Annotated in this window: 9 protein-coding genes and 2 pseudogenes; 3 read left to right on the top strand and 8 right to left on the bottom strand. The window is 39.5% G+C overall.

Annotated features, from left to right (window positions below; translation table 11 throughout):
* Window positions 1-144: 144 nt before the first annotated feature.
* Together HGR01_RS29065 and HGR01_RS41995 are read right to left on the bottom strand one after the other, a co-directional pair.
* Window positions 145-1,158 (bottom strand): TauD/TfdA family dioxygenase, encoded by a 1,014-nt coding sequence (locus tag HGR01_RS29065; protein ID WP_045872215.1) that lies wholly within the window; start codon window positions 1,156-1,158, stop codon window positions 145-147.
* Between the two features lie 15 nt (window positions 1,159-1,173).
* Window positions 1,174-4,806, bottom strand: coding sequence for a condensation domain-containing protein (locus HGR01_RS41995; protein ID WP_045872216.1), 3,633 nt, complete (start codon window positions 4,804-4,806; stop codon window positions 1,174-1,176).
* A gap of 727 nt (window positions 4,807-5,533) precedes the next feature.
* Between HGR01_RS41995 and HGR01_RS29050 the strand changes: the two genes are divergently transcribed.
* Together HGR01_RS29050 and HGR01_RS29045 are read left to right on the top strand one after the other, a co-directional pair.
* The gene (locus HGR01_RS29050) at window positions 5,534-8,461 is read left to right on the top strand and encodes a TonB-dependent siderophore receptor (RefSeq protein WP_052335298.1); all 2,928 of its coding nucleotides are present in this window, start codon (window positions 5,534-5,536) and stop codon (window positions 8,459-8,461) included.
* Window positions 8,462-8,951: 490 nt separating this feature from the next.
* The gene (locus tag HGR01_RS29045; RefSeq protein ID WP_045872218.1) at window positions 8,952-10,247 is read left to right on the top strand and encodes an MFS transporter; all 1,296 of its coding nucleotides are present in this window, start codon (window positions 8,952-8,954) and stop codon (window positions 10,245-10,247) included.
* A 70-nt stretch (window positions 10,248-10,317) separates the two neighbouring features.
* On the opposite strand, the gene HGR01_RS29040 is transcribed toward HGR01_RS29045, so the two are convergent.
* The 4 genes from HGR01_RS29040 to HGR01_RS29025 form a co-directional block, all read right to left on the bottom strand.
* Window positions 10,318-12,108 (bottom strand): ABC transporter ATP-binding protein, encoded by a 1,791-nt coding sequence (locus HGR01_RS29040; protein WP_045872219.1) that lies wholly within the window; start codon window positions 12,106-12,108, stop codon window positions 10,318-10,320.
* A 321-nt stretch (window positions 12,109-12,429) separates the two neighbouring features.
* A complete protein-coding gene (locus tag HGR01_RS29035; protein WP_052335299.1) occupies window positions 12,430-13,383 on the bottom strand; it encodes an ABC transporter substrate-binding protein in 954 nt (317 codons plus the stop codon).
* Between the two features lie 14 nt (window positions 13,384-13,397).
* Window positions 13,398-16,007 (bottom strand): TonB-dependent receptor, encoded by a 2,610-nt coding sequence (locus HGR01_RS29030; protein ID WP_045872220.1) that lies wholly within the window; start codon window positions 16,005-16,007, stop codon window positions 13,398-13,400.
* 178 nt (window positions 16,008-16,185) lie between these two features.
* Entirely contained in the window at window positions 16,186-17,184 is a 999-nt protein-coding gene (locus tag HGR01_RS29025) for a helix-turn-helix domain-containing protein (RefSeq protein ID WP_045872221.1), read from the bottom strand.
* Window positions 17,185-17,353: 169 nt separating this feature from the next.
* Here HGR01_RS29025 and HGR01_RS29020 point away from each other — a divergent pair.
* A pseudogene (locus tag HGR01_RS29020) lies at window positions 17,354-17,464 on the top strand (DUF4351 domain-containing protein); the annotation flags it as partial.
* A gap of 12 nt (window positions 17,465-17,476) precedes the next feature.
* Here the strand turns inward: HGR01_RS29020 and HGR01_RS29015 are convergent.
* Both HGR01_RS29015 and HGR01_RS29010 read right to left on the bottom strand, forming a co-directional pair.
* On the bottom strand, window positions 17,477-18,535 hold the full coding sequence (locus HGR01_RS29015) for an ABC transporter substrate-binding protein (RefSeq protein WP_045872223.1): 1,059 nt from the start codon (window positions 18,533-18,535) through the stop codon (window positions 17,477-17,479).
* A gap of 1 nt (window position 18,536) precedes the next feature.
* A pseudogene (locus HGR01_RS29010) lies at window positions 18,537-20,186 on the bottom strand (TonB-dependent siderophore receptor); the annotation flags it as partial.
* Between the last annotated feature and the right edge of the window lie 175 nt (window positions 20,187-20,361).

Here is a 20,361-nt window from a genome sequence, read left to right as displayed (position 1 = left end):
GGCAGAGGGCAGAGGGCAGAAGGCAGAAGGAAAGAAAAATGCTTGTTGGGTTCAAGCCCCACCCCTTGTGGGTGGCTGTCTTTAATGCGCGAATTTTGAATTTTGAATTTTGAATTGGAGCAAAGCGAATTAACTATTGTATGGTTATGCCATACCTACAACTACTTTTCTGTTGCCTAAAAAAGGTTGTCTTCCGTGGGCAGTGAGCATATTATCTAACATTAAAATATCTCCTGTTAACCAAGGAAATATTACTGTCTCTTGTTGGTAAGCACTGCGAATTTCATCTAATATTTCTGTCTCAATTGGTGAGCCATCACCGTAATAAGTATTGTGTGGTAAGTCTGCTTCGCTAAATTCTGCTAATAATGACTCACGGATTTTTATTTCTAAACTAGAAATGTGGAAAAATAAAGCATGATTAAACCAAACAGTCTCTCCTGTAACTGGATGTCTGGTTATTGCCGGACGACGAGAGTAAGTTCTGAGTTTATTCTCTCCTTTCCATGCAAATTTTATACTATTTTGGTGACAAAATTCTTCTACTTTTTCTGGATTGGTGGTTTGAAAAACAGTTTGCCAAGGTAAGCCAAAACCATCGCCAAAATTGCGGACGTACATGACTTGTTTTTGAGCAAACTTTTCGATAACTTGGGGAGAAATTCTCTGATAGATTTTGCGAATATCAGCGATGGGTGTTTCTCCGCCCTGTTGTGCTGGTGTGACACAGTAAAAGAAGATTTTTAAAGGCCAGTTAGCAGCATAGGAGTTTTCGCTGTGCAGCAGAATTTTTTGGTTAGCTGGATGGTCTGTAGATGTGTAGATTTTACCTTGAATAGCACTGCGAGGTGAAGAGCGATCGCGGTATTCTAGTAAATCCCCAGCAACTACTTGAATAAACTGCTCAAACGCTGCTACTTCTTTAACTTGAAAGTTGCGAAATAGAATACCACCATGCTTGAGTAAATATTTTTTAATCAATTCTTGATTGTTCGCAGCCCAAGCAACTAAATCTACTCCTGCAACAGTAGCTTTTATCAATAATGGTAGAGAATTTTCATCTATCAAGGGTGTAATCTGTACTAAATCCTTGACAGCTTGACGTTTGGTAATACCTAAACTTTTCAGGCTAGGTTTTGAAGCATTAGAGATAGTCATAATTGTAAAAAGTTTTTATCCTTTGCTAATTGCAGTTCGTTTGCTTAACTTCAGTTTTTGCAGACTGATAGTTTCTAATTGTTTTTCTTCTAGCAGTTTTTGCTGTTTATCTGATGCTGTAACAATAGCTGCTAAGTCTTGCAATGCAATATCTGGCTGATTAACTATAGTTTGCAGCAATAGTTCAAAATGATTAGCCATGCGGTTGATTGTCGCGGCATTAAACAAGTCTATTGGATACTCAAATGAACCTTGAAATCCGGCTGTACTTTCCCAAATGCTAAGTTTTAAATCAAATTTTGATGTACCGCTATCTATCTCTTGAGGTTGCCAGTTTAATTCAGAAATTTCAATCGATGGTATTGCTACATTTTGGAAGATAAACATTACCTGGAACAAAGGATTATAGCTGAGATGACGTTTTGGCTGTAACTCTTCTACCAGCTTTTCAAAAGGTACGTCTTGATGGGCATAGCCTTCTATAGCTACTTTTTTGACTCGCCCTAATAACTCTCTAAAAGTAGGATTACCACTCAGATTAGTACGCAGTACCAAAGTATTGATAAAGAAGCCAATTAATCCTTGTGTTTTGGGATGGTTACGCCCAGCAACAGGAGAACCGACAATGATGTCTTCTTGATTGGACAAAGAATAGAGTAATGTCTGGAAAGTTGCTAGGAGTATCATAAAGACGGTTACACCTTCTTTATGGCTCAAATCTTTCACTGCTGCACTCAGATTTTGAGGTAATGTCAGATTGTGCTTTTTACCTCTGAAGGTTTGAACAGAAGGCCGGGGTCTATCTGTGGGTAGTTGTAATAAAGGTGTGGTGTTGTTAAGTTGTTGCTTCCAATAATCAAGATGGGTTTTTAAAACCTCTTGTTGCAGCCATTGTTTTTGCCAGTAAGCAAAATCAGCATATTGAATTGGTAGTTCAGGGAGGGGAGAAGGTTTGCTTTCTTTTAAGGCTTGATAAACTGTTGCTAGTTCTTGGATGAGAACCCCAACTGACCAACCATCAGAAATAATATGATGCATGGTCAACACCAGCAAATGTTGATTGTCTGTGAGACACAACAGTTGAGCGCGTAGGAGTGGTGTTTGGGATAGGTCGAAGGGTTTTTGAGTTGACTCTAAAATTAACTGTTCTCTAGATGTGGCATCATCAAGGTGAGTACAATCAGCGATCGCAAGTTTCACTTCCAAACTAGGATGAATGATTTGCACTGGTTGTCCCGCTACAGATGTAAAGCTGGTGCGTAAGCTTTCGTGACGCTGGACAATTTCATTGAGACTTTGCTGGAGGATTGCAACGTTAAGAGTCCCATCGAGTTGGATGGCGATCGCTACATTGTAAAATGGGTTCCCTGGTTCTAATTGCTCTAAAAACCACAACCGTTCTTGCGCCAAACACAAGGGTAGTTGCGCTTCATGGGAAATAGGCAGGATTTCTAGTTGTTTTAGAGTGCTATCTTTCCCCTGGGCAAGAATTTGTTCTATTAGGGAATCAATACTAGCATCTTGTAAAAGGTCATTTACAGATATACTCACCCCAAAATCTACTTCAATTTGATTTTTGATATCAAAAGCTATCAAAGAATCAATTCCCAAACTTGTTAGAGGTTGTTGAGGTGGTAATTTTTGGACTGGAATTTTTAAGGCTTTGCCAATCAATTTTTGCAAGTATGAGGTTAGAGAACTCTGATCTTGTGCCGAGTTTATTGTTTCTAAATCTTCCCCACTATCAAGAATACTCTGATTTACTACTTGCAAACCATCAGCCAAAAACTCTGCCTTACAAGCGCGGCGTTGAATTTTACCACTGGAGGTTTTGGGAATAGTACCACCTTTAATTAAAACTACTGCATAAACTTGTACCTCATGTTCTTGAGCTACTGCCTGACGAATCGCAGTAGTCACTTCCTCTAGATTTGGTTTGGCGCGAAACTCCAACTCTTGCACTAATACCAAGCGTTCTTCATTGAAAGCGGCGGGAAACTTCGATCCGTGGGTGGAGAGGGATAGCCGCCCCGCCGCTTGGGGCATTGGGCATTGGGCATTGGTATGTTCTTTCCCATGCCCCATGCCCGATTCCCCATGCCCAAAAACTCCATCCCCTTGTGGATGGAGTTTTTCATTGTCTATGTCTACTGCAAAAGCAGCATTACTACCCAGACGCAATGAAGAATGACTACGTTCTGCGGTCAATTCTATATCTTGGGGGTAAAGGTTGCGTCCTCTGATGATAATTAAATCTTTAGCTCGTCCAGTAATGTAAACTTCGCCATTGTGCAGAAAACCTAAGTCTCCAGTCCGCAAGAATGGCCCCTCTTTGGTATCTTGCAAATAGGCGTGGAAAGTTTGCTCAGTTTCTTCTAAACGCTTCCAATAACCAAAACCAACACTAGGGCCAGATACCCAAATTTCTCCGACTTCATCAGCATTACAACGAGTTAAGGTTTCTGGGTTAGCAATAACAATTTCCTGTTGTGGTACAACTCGACCACAACTGACTAATGTAATTGAGTTACCTGTGTTTTCAATTGCATTAACAATTTCATTGCGCTCTAAAGCGCTTCTTTGCAGAGATAGGCTATTTACTAACGCAGATTTGATGCTACCAGATACCATCAAAGTGGCCTCTGCCATACCATAACAAGGATAAAAAGCTTCTGCACGGAACCCACATTCAGCAAAAGTGGCTGCGAACCTTTCTAAAGTCTCATGACGAATGGGTTCTGCACCATTAAAAGCCACATTCCAACTGCTTAAATCTAGGGTAGCGCGTTGTTCGGGGGTAATTTTTTCAATACAAAGTTCGTAAGCAAAATTAGGTGCGCCGCTTGTAGTTCCTCGATAATGAGAAATGGCCTGTAACCACCGATAAGGACGTTGGAGAAAAGCAGCTGATGGCATCATCAGACAAGGAAAACCACCATATAGAGGTTGCAGTACGCCGCCAATCAATCCCATATCATGGTAGACAGGCAGCCAAGTCACAAACATACTACTAGAGGTATGTTCCATATACTGGCGTGTCACCTCTGCATTGTGTAGCAGGTTCCCATGAGTCAGCATCACACCTTTGGGTATGCCAGTAGAGCCAGAAGTGTATTGTAAAAATGCCAGAGTATCTATATTAATAGGCGGCTGTTGCCAAGTTGCTTCTAACCCTGGTGTGAGATTGTCGGTAGTCAGCCAGTGAATATGATCTATAGCAAATTTATCAGCAAGCAAAGACTGCAACTGAGCCAGAATTGCTGTTGTTGTCAGGATAACTGCTGGTTGTGCATCTTTGATAATTGCCAAGATTCTGGGAGTATTGCGCTGATTGCGTGGCGGATAAGCTGGGACTGCTACTACTCCAGCATACAGACATCCAAAGAAAGCTGGTAAGTAATCTATTCCTGGTGGATAAAGTAGTAAAGCACGCTCTCCACTTAAACCAAGGGTTTGCAGTTGAGATGCGATCGCTCGACTATGAGAATCTAACTGTTGATAAGTTAGACTAACTGCTTGTGCTTCTCCATCGTGCAAAAAGGTAAATGCTGTCGTATCTGCTTGCTCAACAGACCGATAACGCAGCAGTTCTACTAACGTAGAAAAATTACAGACCATTGCTTCTAAATCTTGGACATATTGAGTCATTACACTTTCACAGCTTTGATGCACCAATAATTCGGTAATATCCAGCCCTAGTGACCTATTCCACAAATATGAGGGCGGTAAAGAACTGACTAAGCTAATGCGCGTCTAAATTGCATAAATATTAATCAAGGCTGTTAACTGTCAACGGTTGACCGTCAACAGCCCTCACGATGGATTGTGCAACTTAAAAGCAGCTTATCTGCTTAGAGTCTTGTTTGTGATTAAAACATTATTGCTAATTATTTGCAACTACTCTCAACAGAATAAAGGAACATGGACAAGATAGCAAGCAGATATTAATTAATAACTCTTCTCAGTATTTATTTAAGTGCTAATTTTTCAAAATCATCTGTCTAAAGATAGATGACTACATGTGCGTTAAGCAACCATGACTTACAGGTGATGATGTGATTGCCTTAAATAACTGAGAACTCAGGCGCGATCGCTACTCACTAGGAAAATTTCGCAAATCAGAAGTTTTGACAAATGCTTGCCCACGCAGAACCTTTATGATAATGTCTCCTAATAGTACTGAAGCTAAATGCAAATTATTGGCAGGTAGTTTTTAGTAATTTTAGATATAGCGCCAAATCTTATTGAAAAAATATCGCGTCCTTGATTTGAGACGCGAGGTTTTGCATCGGCTGTGAAAATGAGTATCAAGATGCCACTAGAGCATTTACTTAAAAGGCTATTAATTACAAGTTCAGTCCAAGGAGCAACAATAATGAAGTCTGGGTTCATAAGTGAGATACATTCGGTTGGATTAGCATTAGCGGTAATTAGCAGCTTGGTACAACCAGCTCATGCAGGAACACAGACAGCAAACCTATCTAACAGTGCCGTTCAACTACTGGTACAAAACAACAATAATTTAGCTACTAAAGTTACAGGCGTTAAAGTCACTTCTACAGATAAAGGTATCGAAGTAATTTTAGAAAGTGCCAATATAGAAGCACTCAAACCAGTTAGCAATAATCAAGGTAATAGCTTTATAGCAGATATCCCTAATGCAGTTCTAGCACTACCTACAGGTGGAAACTTTACTCAAAATAATCCTGCACCAGGGATTGTCTCTGTTAGCGTTACTCAAGCTGATAGCAATACATTGAGAGTCACGGTAGTCGGTGCAGCTGGTTTACCTAACGCAGAATTATTTGATGGTGACGAGGGTTTGATTTTTGCTGTCACACCAGTTGCATCTACTGCCCAAACACCGCAACCAACACCCACTCCCTCAGCATCTCCCACTGTGGCAGAAGTCACAGGAGTTCAACTCAATTCCACCAATAACGGTTTAGAAATCATCTTGGCAACGCCAGATGGGGAAAAATTGCAAGTAGCGCCTAAACCTGAAGGCAATACATATATTGCTGATGTTACCGCAGCTCAACTGCGCCTCTCTACAGACAACAGATTTCGCCAAGAAAAACCGATTGCGGGAGTCAGTGAAGTGACAGTCACTAACGTTGATAGCAACACTATCAGAGTGGCGGTAGTAGGAGTTGATACGATTCCGAAAGTGGAATTATTTGATAGCGATCGCGGTTTGATTTTTGGTATAGCCTCAACAGCATCAGTTACACAACAACCATCTCAAGAACCTCCTAGCCCAAGCGAACCCCAAGCACCGACAGCCCAAAGTGACGATCCCATTGAATTGGTGGTTACAGGGGAACAAGATTCAGGATATAACGCCCCTGATGCCAGCACTGCAACTAAAACAGATACACCTCTAATAGAGATTCCCCAAGCAATTCAGGTAATTCCGCGACAGGTAATTGAAGACCAAAAAGTACAACGGGCTGCGGATGTTTTGCGTAACGTTAGTGGTGTGACAGTCAAAACAGATTACGCTGGCACTGATACCTATACCATTCGCGGATTTGATACAAATGCCAACCTGAGAAATGGTTTTAGACAAGATAATTTCACAGGATTTACTGATACTGCCACTTTAGACAGGATAGAAGTTCTCAAAGGCCCTGCTTCGGTACTATATGGACAACTAGAGCCTGGAGGTATTGTTAATTACATTACTAAACAGCCACTGGAAGAACCTTATTACTCAGCAACATTTTCTGCGGGTAGCTATAGTTACTATCGACCAGAAATAGATATTTCTGGGCCACTCACCCCAGATAAAAATATTTTGTATCGCTTTGTGGCTGCTTACGAAAACTCTGGTGGCTTCCGAGATTTTGCGGATAAAGAGCTTTATACCTTTGCTCCCAGCTTAAGAGTGAAATTAAGCGATCGCACAACTTTCGATTTGCAATATGAATATGTTAATCTCAACCAATCCTATGATAGAGGCTTACCACCGATCGCCAGATCCTTTGATTTACCAATTAATTTTAACTTTGGCGAACCAACTGATAATTATGAACTGTTTGCCAATCGCATAAATGTGGCTTTAGATCATCGATTTAGTGAAAATTGGCGATTTCGCACTGCGGTTTCTGTACAAACAGTTGACACATCGCGTTCTAACTTTCAGCCACTTGATTTTGAAAATCCCTTTGCGGAAGATGGTCGGACTGTTGCTAGGAGATATAACAAAGTAGGAGATTACTCTAGAGAGTATTCCTGGCAAAATGATTTAATCGGAAAATTTAAGACCGGCTCAATTGGACATGAAGTGCTGTTGGGTTTTGAGTTAGGTAGAAGTGAGTTTGGCTATCCATTTTTAATCTCTAATGATGTGCCATCACTGGATATTTTAAATCCAGTATATGGCGCGGCAATTCCTACTACTTTTGACGAAGGCTTTCAAGATAGAACTAATACATATAGGGTAGGTCTTTACTTCCAAGACCAAATAGCCTTGCTACCTAATTTCAAAATGTTACTTGGTGGCAGACTGGATTTTGTTAATTTCAAAGATGAGTTCAATCCCGATCTGATTAATGGTGCAGAGACTGAAACTACAGAGCGTTATTATGAGAAATTTTCTCCACGCATCGGCTTAGTGTATCAACCTACTGAAAATCTCTCTCTTTATGCTAGTTACACCCGCGCTTTCAAACCAAATGAATTTGCTATAGCTGTTGGTGGCCGACCATTAGAACCGGAAACTGCTACACAATACGAAGTGGGAGTGAAAGGTGAGTTTTTCAATGGTAAGCTGACAGCAACCTTAGCAGCTTATGAGATTACAAAGAATAATGTCTCTACAACAGACGTGGACAATCCAGACTTTACAATTGCAGCTGGAGAAGTCAAAAGCCGTGGTTTTGAAATCGATATAGCTGGAGAGATTTTACCTGGTTGGAATGTCATCGCTTCTTATTCTCATAACGATGCTTATGTAACTGCGGATAATAGCTTAACAGTGGGTGACCGATTAGTAAATGCGCCGAGGAATAGTGCTAGTTTGTGGACAACCTACCAAATTCAAAATGGTAATTTGAAGGGTTTAGGTTTTGGTGGAGGATTATTTTTTGTGGGCGATCGCGAAGCGACTTTACCAAATTCGATTACAATTCCTTCCTTTGTGAGAACTGATGCTGCTATTTTCTATCGGCGCGACAATTATCAAATAGGTCTCAACTTCAAAAACTTATTTGATACTCGTTACTATGATTCGGCTGGCTTTTTACTTTCTCCAGGCGCACCATTTACAGTTGTGGGCACATTCTCTATCAAGTTTTAAATTCTCGATTAACAAAGAGGCATCTCGAATGAAATCGCGTAAATTACGATATATAGCCTTTATCCTACATCATTATATGGGTTGAACATGAGGACTATCAATAGCTTTTGTCGTTTTGACATTTTTTGAATTCAAAATGCAAAATTCGCGCATTCAAAATGAATAATAAAAATTATTTTGAATTTTGAATTGGAGCGAAGTGACTTGACCGAACAAGGCAAAAGTAAAAAGTGAGCCAGTCCGGTGGACGGGTTCCCCGGCATCAAGCAACTGGCGAACTCCGCAGGAGTGAAAAGGTAAAAGAAAGAAAAATAATCATGGTCACAAGCCCCTAAATTCATTTATGGAATAAAATAATATTTCCTTATTAAATCCCCTCTCTTACAAAGCTTTATTTATGAGGATTATCTTTTTACTTTTTACTTTTTACTTTTTACTTCTTAAAGTTAGCCTCTTGGTCTATCAGACAACATAAAATCGCTATAATGCTATGCAAAATTATCTTATCATCTGGCTTGGTCAGATGGTTTCTTTAATTGGCAGTAGTATGACTGCCTTTGCTTTTGCTATATGGGTTTGGGAACTAACACATCAAGCAACAGCATTAGCCTTATTTCAAGTCTTTGCACAAATACCACAAATTTTGATTACCCCTATTGCTGGTGTACTTGTCGATAGAATCAATCGCAAGTTGCTGATGATAGTTGGGGATACCGTAGGCGGTATAGTGACAATTACTGTTTTATTACTTTATGTAACAGATCATCTGCAATTATGGCATTTGTATATAACTTTTGCTGTGAAACGCACTTTTGAACAATTTCAAGAACTTGCCTACTCAGCATCAATATCTACAATAGTACCCAAACAGCAATATAGCAGGGCTAGTAGCTTAAGTTTTTTGGCAAGTAATGGTGCAATCATAATTGCTCCGGCTTTAGCTGGTGTTCTTTATGAAATTATTGGACTTGTGGGGATTTTAAGCATTGATATCATATCTTTCTTATTTGCGATCGCTACAGTCTTAGGCGTACATATTCCCCAACTTGCGATCGCACAATTCAATCAAAAAAAGTCTACACATATTATTGAGGATATGAGTTTTGGTTTTAAATACATCATCAAGCATCCTAGTTTGCTGACTTTACTAATATTGACGGCAATATTTTGGTTTATTTACGATGTTGGTGATTCTGTTTATAAACCAATGATTCTAGAACGCTCTGGTAATGACGCTAGTATTTTAGGTAGCTTATATGCCGCAGTGGGAGTTGGAGGTGTATTAGGTGTTTTGCTAATTAATATCTGGGGTGGCAGCAAAAGTCTAATTAAAGGCGTACTATTCGGTATGATCGGCACTGCATTAGGCAAAATTATACTTGGTTTAGGTCGTACACCTGTAATTTGGATTCCGGCTCAGTTATGCTCATCCTTTAATTATCCATTGCTTGGTAGCTACGTTGATGCTATCTGGCTAGCTAAAGTACAACCGCAATTGCAAGGACGTGTTTTTGCTACCCAATCAATGATACTGTTGCTCACTTCCGCGATCGCTAACTTAGCTGGAGGAACAGTTGCAGATCGAATTTTTGAGCCTGCGATGATGCCGGGAGGTAGTTTTGCACCCTTGTTTGGCAGTATATTTGGCACCGAAAAGGGTGCAGGTATGGCACTCATGTATGTCATATCGTCACTAGGCTTGTTGCTAGTAGGTATAAGCGGCTATGTAATTCGTAGAATACGTGAAATAGAGACAATCTTACCTGATTATGAAGATGTTACTTAATGGTTGATTCGTTCTGAATTACTCATAAGGGTTGCTTTACCGAAAGCCGCAGCAGCAAATGCAAAACCATCTAAATCCCAGACTGTACACGCCACAGGCTCGCATAAACTCCATCAAGGGCGATTAATTCTTTATGTGTACCCTGCTCGACAATTTGACCATGCTCCATCACATATATGCAATGACTGTGACGAATTGTCGAAAGTCGGTGCGCGATCGCGATCGTTGTCCGATTGACTGTAATCTTTTCTAAAGAACGCTGAATTGCTGCTTCCGTTTCATTATCTACCGCAGATGTTGCCTCATCTAAAATCAAAATTGGCGGATTTTTCAAAACTGCTCTAGCTATAGCAATACGTTGGCGTTGTCCTCCTGATAACTTTTGACCTCGTTCCCCAACAATGGTTTCATAACCTTGGGGAAGCCGTATAATAAAATCTTGAGCTTCAGCTACTTTTGCCGCATGAATAATGGCTTCTTCTGTTGCATCAAACGTACCGTAGGCAATATTTTCTGCCACTGTACCATGAAATAAGAACACATCTTGACTAACTAAGCCAATGCTGCGACGCAAATCGAATAAATTCAACTTTTGAATATCAATGCCGTCAATCGTAATTGCACCACTCGAAACATCATAAAAACGCAATAATAATTTCACTAAAGTGCTTTTACCTGAACCTGTAGAACCAACAACAGCAATAGTTTTTCCCGCAGGGATATGTAAGGATAAATCCTTAATTATTGCATCTCTATTTCGATAAGCAAAAGTAATTTTTTTAAAATCTACTTCACCCCGCACATTTTCAACAATTAAAGGCAAATCTCCCGTAGTAATTTCAATGGGAGTATCTAATAAATCCATAACGCGCCTAGTAGAAGCCATCGCCCGTTGATAGTGATCAAAAGTTTCTCCTAAAAAGACTAATGGCCATAATAATCTTTGTACAAGAACCAATAAAACACTATAATTACCTATAGATATTTTTCCTGAATATGCAGCCATACCTCCTAGGAATAATAAAGCAGTAAACCCAGCTAAAACCAACATTCTAATTAAGGGAACAAAGGCCGCAGAAAGTTTAATTGCTTTGGTATTACTTTTTCTATAGGCTTCACTTTCTTCCGCTAGTCTGGCATTTTCATAATTTTCTGCTGTGAAACTTTTAATTGTGGTAATTCCACTAATATTATTAGCCAGCCTTGAGTTGAGAAAACCAACTTTTTCTCTAACATCAGCATAACGAGGTTCGAGACGTTTTTGATAGATAAATGAACCCCAAAGAATAAAAGGCATAGGTAACATTGCTGTCAAAGTGATGTTGAGTGGTAAAATGAAAAATGCACCAGCAATTAAAATTATTAATGAAGTTGTTACTTGAATAATTTCATTTGCTCCACCATTTAAAAAGTCTTCGAGTTGGTTGATATCATCGCTGAGAATCGACATCAAACCGCCTGTACTACTGTCTTCAAAATAAGCTGATTCTAATTGTTGTAAATGATTGTAGGCATCTAAGCGTAAATTATGCTGGATATTTTGAGCAACATTACGCCAAAGTCTGTCATAGGCATATTGAGAAAGTGATTCAAAGACCCAAATAATAATGGTAATTAATGAAAGTAGAGCAAATTGCCATACGACTTCTTTAATACCAAATTTAGCGATCACAGAATCTTGTTGTTGGACTAATATATCTACCGCAATCCCAACTAACCAAGGTGGTGCTATATCTAAAATAGTATTAATTACAGAATAGGTAGAAGCTTGATAAATTTGTCCGCGATATTTTTGTCCATAGTTAAGTAAGCGTTGGAGTGGGGAGGGTTTATTTAGTCTGGGAAGAACTGTTGCTGTCATTGTCAGATGTCAAATTTATGACTTGATATTTTCTAGTTAGCAATTGCCATTGCAGTTTCATCAAAATATATCAAGTGTACTATTTTTTGATATGTGAACTCTAGCCGAAAACGGCAAAATTCTATCCCAAAAACGTAATTTATCATTAATTATGTCAATATATATACAATAGTGTTAGGGCTTACGCAAGCAAAATTTGTCATTGCGACCGGAACGTAGTGTAAGAAAGCAATCCCATAATTTTAGGCGATTATGTCCCTACGCTCGTAATGAGGTAATTCCGTGACTTTTGCGTAAGTCCTAAGTATGTTTAAGCCTGATTTAAGGTGTGTGAATTAGGTATTTAAATAAGTCATCAATAACTGCATCAGTTCCTAACATATTTGATGCAGCCCATGACATAAAATCAACATAATAAACCTGATTATCTCGCACAGCTTTAAGATTTTTCCAAAGTGGCTCTTGTTGTTTATTTTTCAAAAATTCATTGCCACTTTTAGAAAAAGTTGTCACGAATAAAATATCACCATCTGCTTTTTTTAATTCCTCTAGGGAAATAGGGAAAGCTCCATAGGGAGCATCAACATTTTGTGAGGCTGGACGTTGTAAATGAGCATCGCTAATAATTGAGCCAGCATAAGAGTTTTTGGCATCAATGTTTATTTGGTTGCGTCCGATATATATAAAAGATATTTTTTTGTTTTGATAGCGATCTCCTAATGCTTGTTGTAGCTGTTCCATGCGCTGATGATAGTGTTGCCAAAGTGCTTTTTCAGTTTTTTGTTTGCCTAATACTTCAGCGACAAAACTCAGATGTTTTTGCCAGTTTGCATAATCACTTTTATCCAACACTGTAGGAGCAATTTGGGATAATAAAGGATAAATTGGCTTGAACCAATCCAAACCAATAATTACATCAGGTTTGAGTAATAATGTTGCTTCTAAATTGGGTCGAGAAATTCCCAGGAGTTTTATTCCATCTGTTTTTTTCTGAAGGTATGTCAAAGAGTTGTTGTCTATCTGGACTTCGTTAGTTGCACCAATGGGTTTAACACCAAGTGCTAGTGTATTACCTAAAGTAGATAAAGATAAAGTAACCACACGCTGGGGGTTAATAGGTACACAAGTTTCCCCCATTGTATGTTTAACCATGCGACATTCTGCTGTTGGTTGTTTAGGTAAAGAGGATATATTTTGAAATGTATGATGATTGCAAGCTGTAAGCAGAGTAAATCCCAAGATGCCTAATATTAACCAACCCAAAAAATATCGCATGATTGATTTAATTATTAAAATTGCCAGGAAACTGTTCCTTGAATCGTCAAAGGCTGCCCGTAGTTAACGCGAGTAGAATTCACTGCATATTCAAAATATTCTACGTCAAATAGATTTTTAAAATTAAGTGCAACTCTAAATTTATCTCGGTTATAGTAAATTGCTGCATCAGTGCGAAGATAGCTAGGAACATCGTAAGTATTGGCTAAATCTCCAGCGCGATCGCCTACAAAAAACAAGCCTAAACCAAAGCCTAAACCTTGTAAATTACCTTGTTGAATTTGATAGGTTGTCCATAAATTGAAAGAATGATATGGCGTATTTGGCAATTGGTTTCCTGGCTGAAAAGTATTATCTTCAGTAATCCGTGCATCAGTATAAGCATAGCCTGCAATAATATTCCATCCTGGCAAAATTTCCCCTGTCAGACTCAGTTCCATACCTTGGCTATTTTGTTCACCAGTTTGGATTTGAAAACCTGGATTATTGGGGTCTGCTGTTAAAACATTACTCCGAGTTAGGTCATAGAATGCTAATGTTGCCGAAAGGCGATCGCTAAAATCTGCCTTTACCCCAGCCTCATACTGTCTCCCTCTTTCCGGTTCAAAGGAATTACTCAAAGCATCACCAGGTGAAATTAATCCGTTGGCGGGAGCAAATGAACTAACGTAACTAGCATAAAGTGAAATCGCTGGTATGGGTTGATAGACAATTCCCAAACGAGGGCTAAATGCACTATCTGACTTACTACTTGCTAATTGAAAAGTAAAATCTTCTGCCTTCTGATCAAAAGTATCAAACCGTATACCTAATAGCACCTTTAAATTATTTGTCAGAGCAATCTGATCTTGTAAATAAATTCCTAATGAGTTGGTGGTAGTTGCATCGCTAAATTCATCCCCAAGCTGAGGGCGTGGCTGACCGTAAACAGGATTAAAAATATCAATTGGCGCACCTGCTGCACCTCTAAATTTTGGTGTTCTGTTTTCAAAACGATGCACATCAACTCCAAATAATAGTTGATGTTCAATTGCACCAGTAGAAAACTTGCCAACAGTATTTGTAGTGAAAGTATAAGCTGTACTTGCAAAGTCAAATTCTCGGTAAAAACGATTTAGAGTGCGATTATCTGCATCTAAGCCAGAGGGAAGGTGTATTCTATCGTAATAATCACGATAGTTATACACAAAAGCATTGCGTAATGACCAACTGTCATTAAATTTGTGTTCTAGTTGATAGCCTATTCTTGTAACTGTCTGTTCAATGATATCGGAAGGTTCAGCCAAGTTACGATTACGGGGTATTTTGCCGTTAGGGTTAGGAAATATCGTCCCTATTGTTGGTACACCAGGTAATCGGAAAAAATCTTTTGCATTAATGTAATCCCCTTCTATGGTTAAGTTAGTATTTTTGCTAATTGCGACACTAATCACGGGTGAAATATTGAAGTTTTCACTTGTATAGGAATCGACAAAACTACCTGAGTTTCTGTAGGCTGTATTCAGACGATACAAGACTGTTTTCGAGTCATTCAATGGCCCAGATAAATCAATCGCACCCCGGTAGTAGCTATCACTACCAAAAGTTGCATCAACACCATAAAAAGGTTCATTCAAGGGACGCTTAGTGACTAAATTGATACTTCCCCCAGGATTACCTAAACCAAATAGCACTGATCCTGGCCCTTTGAGAACTTCGACTTGTTCTACACTAGCAAGTTCAACTAATTCTCCAGCACCGGGATCGGGTAGTCCATTTCTGAGGAAGTTATTACCTGTGTTTTCAAATCCCCGAATCCTGTAAAAGATAGACTGACCAGGGCCAAAATCCTGAGTCACACCAGGAATATTTCTCAAAGCATCATCTAAACGAGTTATTTGCTGGTCGCGCAATACCTGTTGCGGTACTACTTGAATTGATTGGGGAATATCTCTTAAAGGTGTATCGGTTCTTGTCCCAGTTGAGGTATTCGGTACACGATATCCATCTTGTTCTCCTGTCACCACCAACTCAATCGGCTCATCTTGCTGTGCTGCTGGCTGTTCTGGTTGTTCCTCAACGGGTGGCGTTTGTGGTGGTTGAGTCGCTGTTGTTGTAGATGCTACGGCAAAAATTAACCCTGCATTATCATCAAATAATTCCACTGTGGGTAAAGTTTTTTCACCTACTACAGTTACCCGCACAGTATTAGCATCAATATTCGTAACTGTTATCTCAGTAATTCCCGCAAGTGGTTTTTCGGAACGGAATGTGAAAGCGTCACCGTTAGGTAGCCGCAACTGTCCGCCAGTGATATCGGTAATAAAGTTATTACCTGTACTGCGATTGGTGACTTGCAGTTGTTCCCCTTGGGTTGTCTCTAAAATTACCTCCACACCTTTATCGGTGGGATTGGCTTTTACTCCTGTAATGGCGATAACTTCTGGTGTGGGTGCTTGCGCTAAAGAAGAGGCGATATATCCGGTTTTGAGATTATTGCTGGTATTGCGCTCGATGTTTTTGGGTTGCTGTTGCGAATCTGGTTGTGCGATCGCAAAGCGTTCCGCAGGAATCGCACTATTCACCATTACTACCCAAACCGAACCAGAAACAAACAATATATGTAGTAATTTTTGCAGCTTCATTGATGACTCCCACACCTTTTATTGTCCTTGAGACCTCTGCTTTGAGTGAGCAACGGTCAATTTATAGAGAAAATCTGTCAACTAGGATCTGTACTGAGCTTAGTATTTTCTCAGGGTGTGAGTCTATCTAAAAATGACGACTAATTATCCCAAAAAGGAGGTTTATCTAAAAATCTTATTACACTTTCCCCTTTAGACAATCACGGGGACTAATACCGAACTTACGTTTAAAGGCTGCTGAAAATTGCCCTAAGTGGGAATAGCCTACAGTATTTGCCACATCTGCCACACGCATATTACCCTCATACAGCAAGAGTCGCGCTTGTTCCATCCGATATTGATGTAAATATTGAAAAGCACTTTGACCAAATACTTTCTGAAAACCCTGTTTTAATTGATAGAGACTCAGTCCAACATTTTCTGCTAATTCAATTAAAGAAGGTGGATTTTCTACACGACTTTCTAAAATTTCTTTAGCTTGATAAATTTGCTCAATTACTGTTCGTTTTGATTGATACTTATGACATGGATTAATTGCTCCCGTCATATCCTGTTGTAACCGCAAAGCCATTAATTCTAAAACTTTTGCTTGCAAATAAACCTGTTTGACCATACCTTGAAAGGGACATTGCCAAATTTGCTGCAACGCAACCTGCATTTGGGCGGTAATTGCTCGCGTACTTACAGAATACTCTTCATCTGGTTGTCGAAACAAGTGTTTTAACTGTGGTGGAATTGCATCATCTTGAATCCCGAATAATTGTGTCAATAATTTCGCTTCGATGTGGATATCAATTTCTTGATTTATTTCTGAGAAACTATATGACATCTTGGGAGACATTCCACAACCGCACAAAGCAGTTTCGCCTGTTTTTAATGAAGCATATTCAATGTTACTAATAGTCTGACCCTGAAGTTTAAAACAAAACTGTAAAGGATGTTCGTGTGCTGGGGAAATTTCAGTGAGATTGGTGTTGTGATTTTGGTAATCTCGAATTGTCAGGGAAAATCCTCGACTTAGTTCAACTTCTTGAATATAACCCCGACCTAATTCTGGGGGATATTTGATAACTTCTTCTAAAAAATCTAGGTTGCGATCGCAATTCGTACTTTCTTCAGCAGTGACTAACAAATTTGAGCAATCAGATTCTAATATCTGCAAACTTTGATTTTTCATAGGAATGCAGCAAAACTAAAGCCGATTAATGTTTTGCCTAACAAATAAGAATGAATTGCAATAAGTATACAGGATTTGTTCTCAATTCTCAATGACCATACGTGTCTATGAGCGTGTTAGCGTAAAGCCTTCGGCAACCCCTACGGGAAACGGGAACGACTTCGTCGAAATTGAATCCCTTTCTTTGGAACAGTTGGAAAATTTGGGAGAGGCTTTGCTTGATTTTACGAGTATGGCTGATTTAGATGCTTGGTTGTCAGGGTTGGGCGATCATGCTTAAAGCAATAAACAGTTAATTATGATTACCTGTTTTAGCCAAGGGTAATAGTTGTTCTTGTAAAGATTTAAGCGTAATCTGTGTACCACTAGGTGAAGGTAAACCTAGACAAATATAAGTAGGAATAAAGTAGACTCGGTTTTTTATACTTGCAGTTAATGACTGAGCGAGAGAGTTGGTATTCCAAGATTTTTGCACAGATTGCAATTGAATTTTAGCAAAACTATTTGTATTTTCTATTTTGCTTAACTCAACTATGTTATGTCCTTGGACAATGATTAAATCGGCATCAAGTTGAGGTAATATTTCTACCGAAATTGGTTGAGTAATATTTGTTGGTTTACTTTGGGAAACAGTAGCCAGTTTAAATCCAATATCCTCTAATAAAGCACCACAAAAATCTAGAGAAGTGACCAGATTGATTGAGGCGTTGAGTTGTTCTGAGGACACCATGAGAACTTTTGGATAGGCTTTAACAACAGGTGCTAATACTTGACGGGTTGCTTCTATTTGCTGATGATGGGCTGCTATGATTTTTTTAGCTTGATGAGTGCGTCCTAATACTTGAGCGATCGCCTGTAGAGCATCTTGCCATTTATCCCTGCCAACATATTCAAATAGCAGTGTGGGCGCAATTTGGGATAATTGACTATATTGTTGTTGATTTCCCCGAATATCCCCCAAAATCAAATCTGGCTTGAGTCTGATGATCGTTTCTAGGGATGGATTGCTACTCATTCCCAGATTAGCAATTGGCTGGGTGATGCGATCGCCTAAATAGGGAATCTGCTGGCTAGGCTGATCAAAATCACCACGACGATTGCTAAATATTTCCGCATAGCCAATCGGCTGCACACCCAATGAGAGTACAATATCTAACATCTTGGAATTGAGAACCACAATCCGTTGCGGTTGTCCACAAATCTGCGTTTCTCCTCCCAGATGTCGCACTGTTTGACAATCACCTGTGAATGTGCAATGAGAAGATGAGATGTCAGACGCTTGGCGATGACAACCTAAAACTGAGACAAACATCAAACAACTTAACAACAATAATCGCACAATTACCCTCATCTTAAAAACTCACCGAAATCGAACCTACAACTGTAAATGGTTCTCCAGGGATACCTGCATTTGTGCGGCTACCAAATCCCCCCCGACTGTTTGTATATTCCACATCAAATAGATTGCGGAAATTAAGAGCAAACTTCCAATTATCTCGGCGGTAAAATAATGCTGCATTCGTGAGGAAATAGCTATCTAGGGTAAAACTGTTATTCAAATCTCCCTGACGTTCGCCAACATAGTTAATCCCGATTCCCCCACCCAACCCTTGCAAATTGCCACTTTGAATTTCGTAGGTTGTCCATAAACTCGCTTGGTGTTGGGGAATCCCTGTCAATTGGTTCCCCACCGGAATAGTATTATCTTGAGTTACCGTTGCATCTGTATAGCTATAGGAAGCAATAATATTCCAACCGGGTAAAATTTTGCCTGTCAAGTCGAATTCTACACCTTGGCTGCGCTGTTCACCGGTGGCGATGGAAATACCAAAACCAGGAAAATTTGGATCTTCCGTAGCGACATTCTGCTTGGTAACGTCGAAATAAGCTAATGTCGCCAACAAATTCCCGCCTAATAGTTCTGTTTTTATTCCTACTTCAAATCCTTCTCCCCGTTCAGGTTCTAAGGGGTTGCCATCTGCGTCGATGTCATCCACACTGGGGTTAAATGATCGCGAATAGCTGCCGTAAAGGGAAACATTGGGAATTGGTTGATAAACAAAACCGATTCTGGGTGTCCAGGCAGAATCATTTTGAGTTGTATCACCACCTGGGTAAAATAAAGCAGGTATATTCTGATTTCTTTGTGCTACTGTCTCATAACGCAAACCCAACAGTAGATTTAATGGTTCAGCGATTTCAATTTGATCTTGCAGATAAATTCCTAAGCGATCAATTTCCGAGTTGCGGTCAAACAGCAGCGTATCAAATTCTGGTCGATTTACGCCATAGCTGGGATTGAAAACATTAATGGGGAATGAGGTAAAGTTAGCTAAAGCAAAGCGGCTGGTATTAGTGCGACTCAAATCAGCACCAAATAGTAAAGTGTGTTTGAGTCCGCCAGTGGTAAATTTACCAACAACATTGGTTTGTAAGGCGTAATTACGAGAATTGAAATCATCTAAAGCAAATATTCGCTGGAGTTCGCCAGTTGTTTCATCAAATCCCAGAAATACGCTGAGTTTATCAGAGAAAACTGTAGAATCTGTGAAACGAAAAGCGTTACGAATTGACCAATTCTCGCTGAATTTGTGGTCTAGAGATAAATTTAGACTCAAGAAATCACGCCGCAAAAAATCATCGGGTTCATTGAAAATGCGATCGCGCGGAGTATTGATCGCTCCATCCCCAAAAGCCACTGTACCCGAATCCCAAGGTTGTTCGCGGTTGGAGACTTGTAAATTAAAAGCCAAGTTGGTGCGATCGCTAATTTCCCATTTTAAAGCCGGTGCAATAAAAAATTGCTTAAACTCTTGATCAAAATCTCTAAACCCATCGCGCCGAGAATAAACAGCATTCAACCGATATAGTAGGCGTTTATCATCTGTTAAAGGGCCGGAAATATCTATTTGTGGACGAATTAAGCCATCAGAGCCAAATTGTAGTTCAGTTTGATAAAAAGGTTCAGATAAAGGTTGTTTCGTGACGACATTAATTAACCCTGTTTTGTCACTCTGGGAAAAGAAAAATCAAAGCCAAATTTTGAACTGTAGATATAACGGGCAATTGAGCGTTTATTTTCTAACACAATGGCTAAAATCATGGTTTTTTGGTAAAAGTCTTATGCTGTAAGCATTCCAGATTATTTTCTCCCGAAAGTGATAAAAGAGGGTTAAA

The organism is Tolypothrix sp. PCC 7712, assembly GCF_025860405.1.
GTDB classification, from domain to species: Bacteria; Cyanobacteriota; Cyanobacteriia; order Cyanobacteriales; family Nostocaceae; genus Aulosira; species Aulosira diplosiphon.
Note: the sequence above shows the minus strand (reverse complement) of the source record. Positions and strands in the feature narration are given on the sequence as shown.

Excerpts from the sequence above, each read along its gene's own strand:
- HGR01_RS29065 (WP_045872215.1), bottom strand. The coding sequence starts at position 1,158 with ATGACTATCTCTAATGCTTCAAAACCTAGCCTGAAAAGTTTAGGTATT.
- HGR01_RS41995 (WP_045872216.1), bottom strand. The coding sequence starts at position 4,806 with ATGACTCAATATGTCCAAGATTTAGAAGCAATGGTCTGTAATTTTTCT.
- HGR01_RS29050 (WP_052335298.1), top strand. The coding sequence starts at position 5,534 with ATGAAGTCTGGGTTCATAAGTGAGATACATTCGGTTGGATTAGCATTA.
- HGR01_RS29045 (WP_045872218.1), top strand. The coding sequence starts at position 8,952 with ATGCAAAATTATCTTATCATCTGGCTTGGTCAGATGGTTTCTTTAATT.
- HGR01_RS29040 (WP_045872219.1), bottom strand. The coding sequence starts at position 12,108 with ATGACAGCAACAGTTCTTCCCAGACTAAATAAACCCTCCCCACTCCAA.
- HGR01_RS29035 (WP_052335299.1), bottom strand. The coding sequence starts at position 13,383 with ATGCGATATTTTTTGGGTTGGTTAATATTAGGCATCTTGGGATTTACT.
- HGR01_RS29030 (WP_045872220.1), bottom strand. The coding sequence starts at position 16,007 with ATGAAGCTGCAAAAATTACTACATATATTGTTTGTTTCTGGTTCGGTT.
- HGR01_RS29025 (WP_045872221.1), bottom strand. The coding sequence starts at position 17,184 with ATGAAAAATCAAAGTTTGCAGATATTAGAATCTGATTGCTCAAATTTG.
- HGR01_RS29015 (WP_045872223.1), bottom strand. The coding sequence starts at position 18,535 with ATGAGGGTAATTGTGCGATTATTGTTGTTAAGTTGTTTGATGTTTGTC.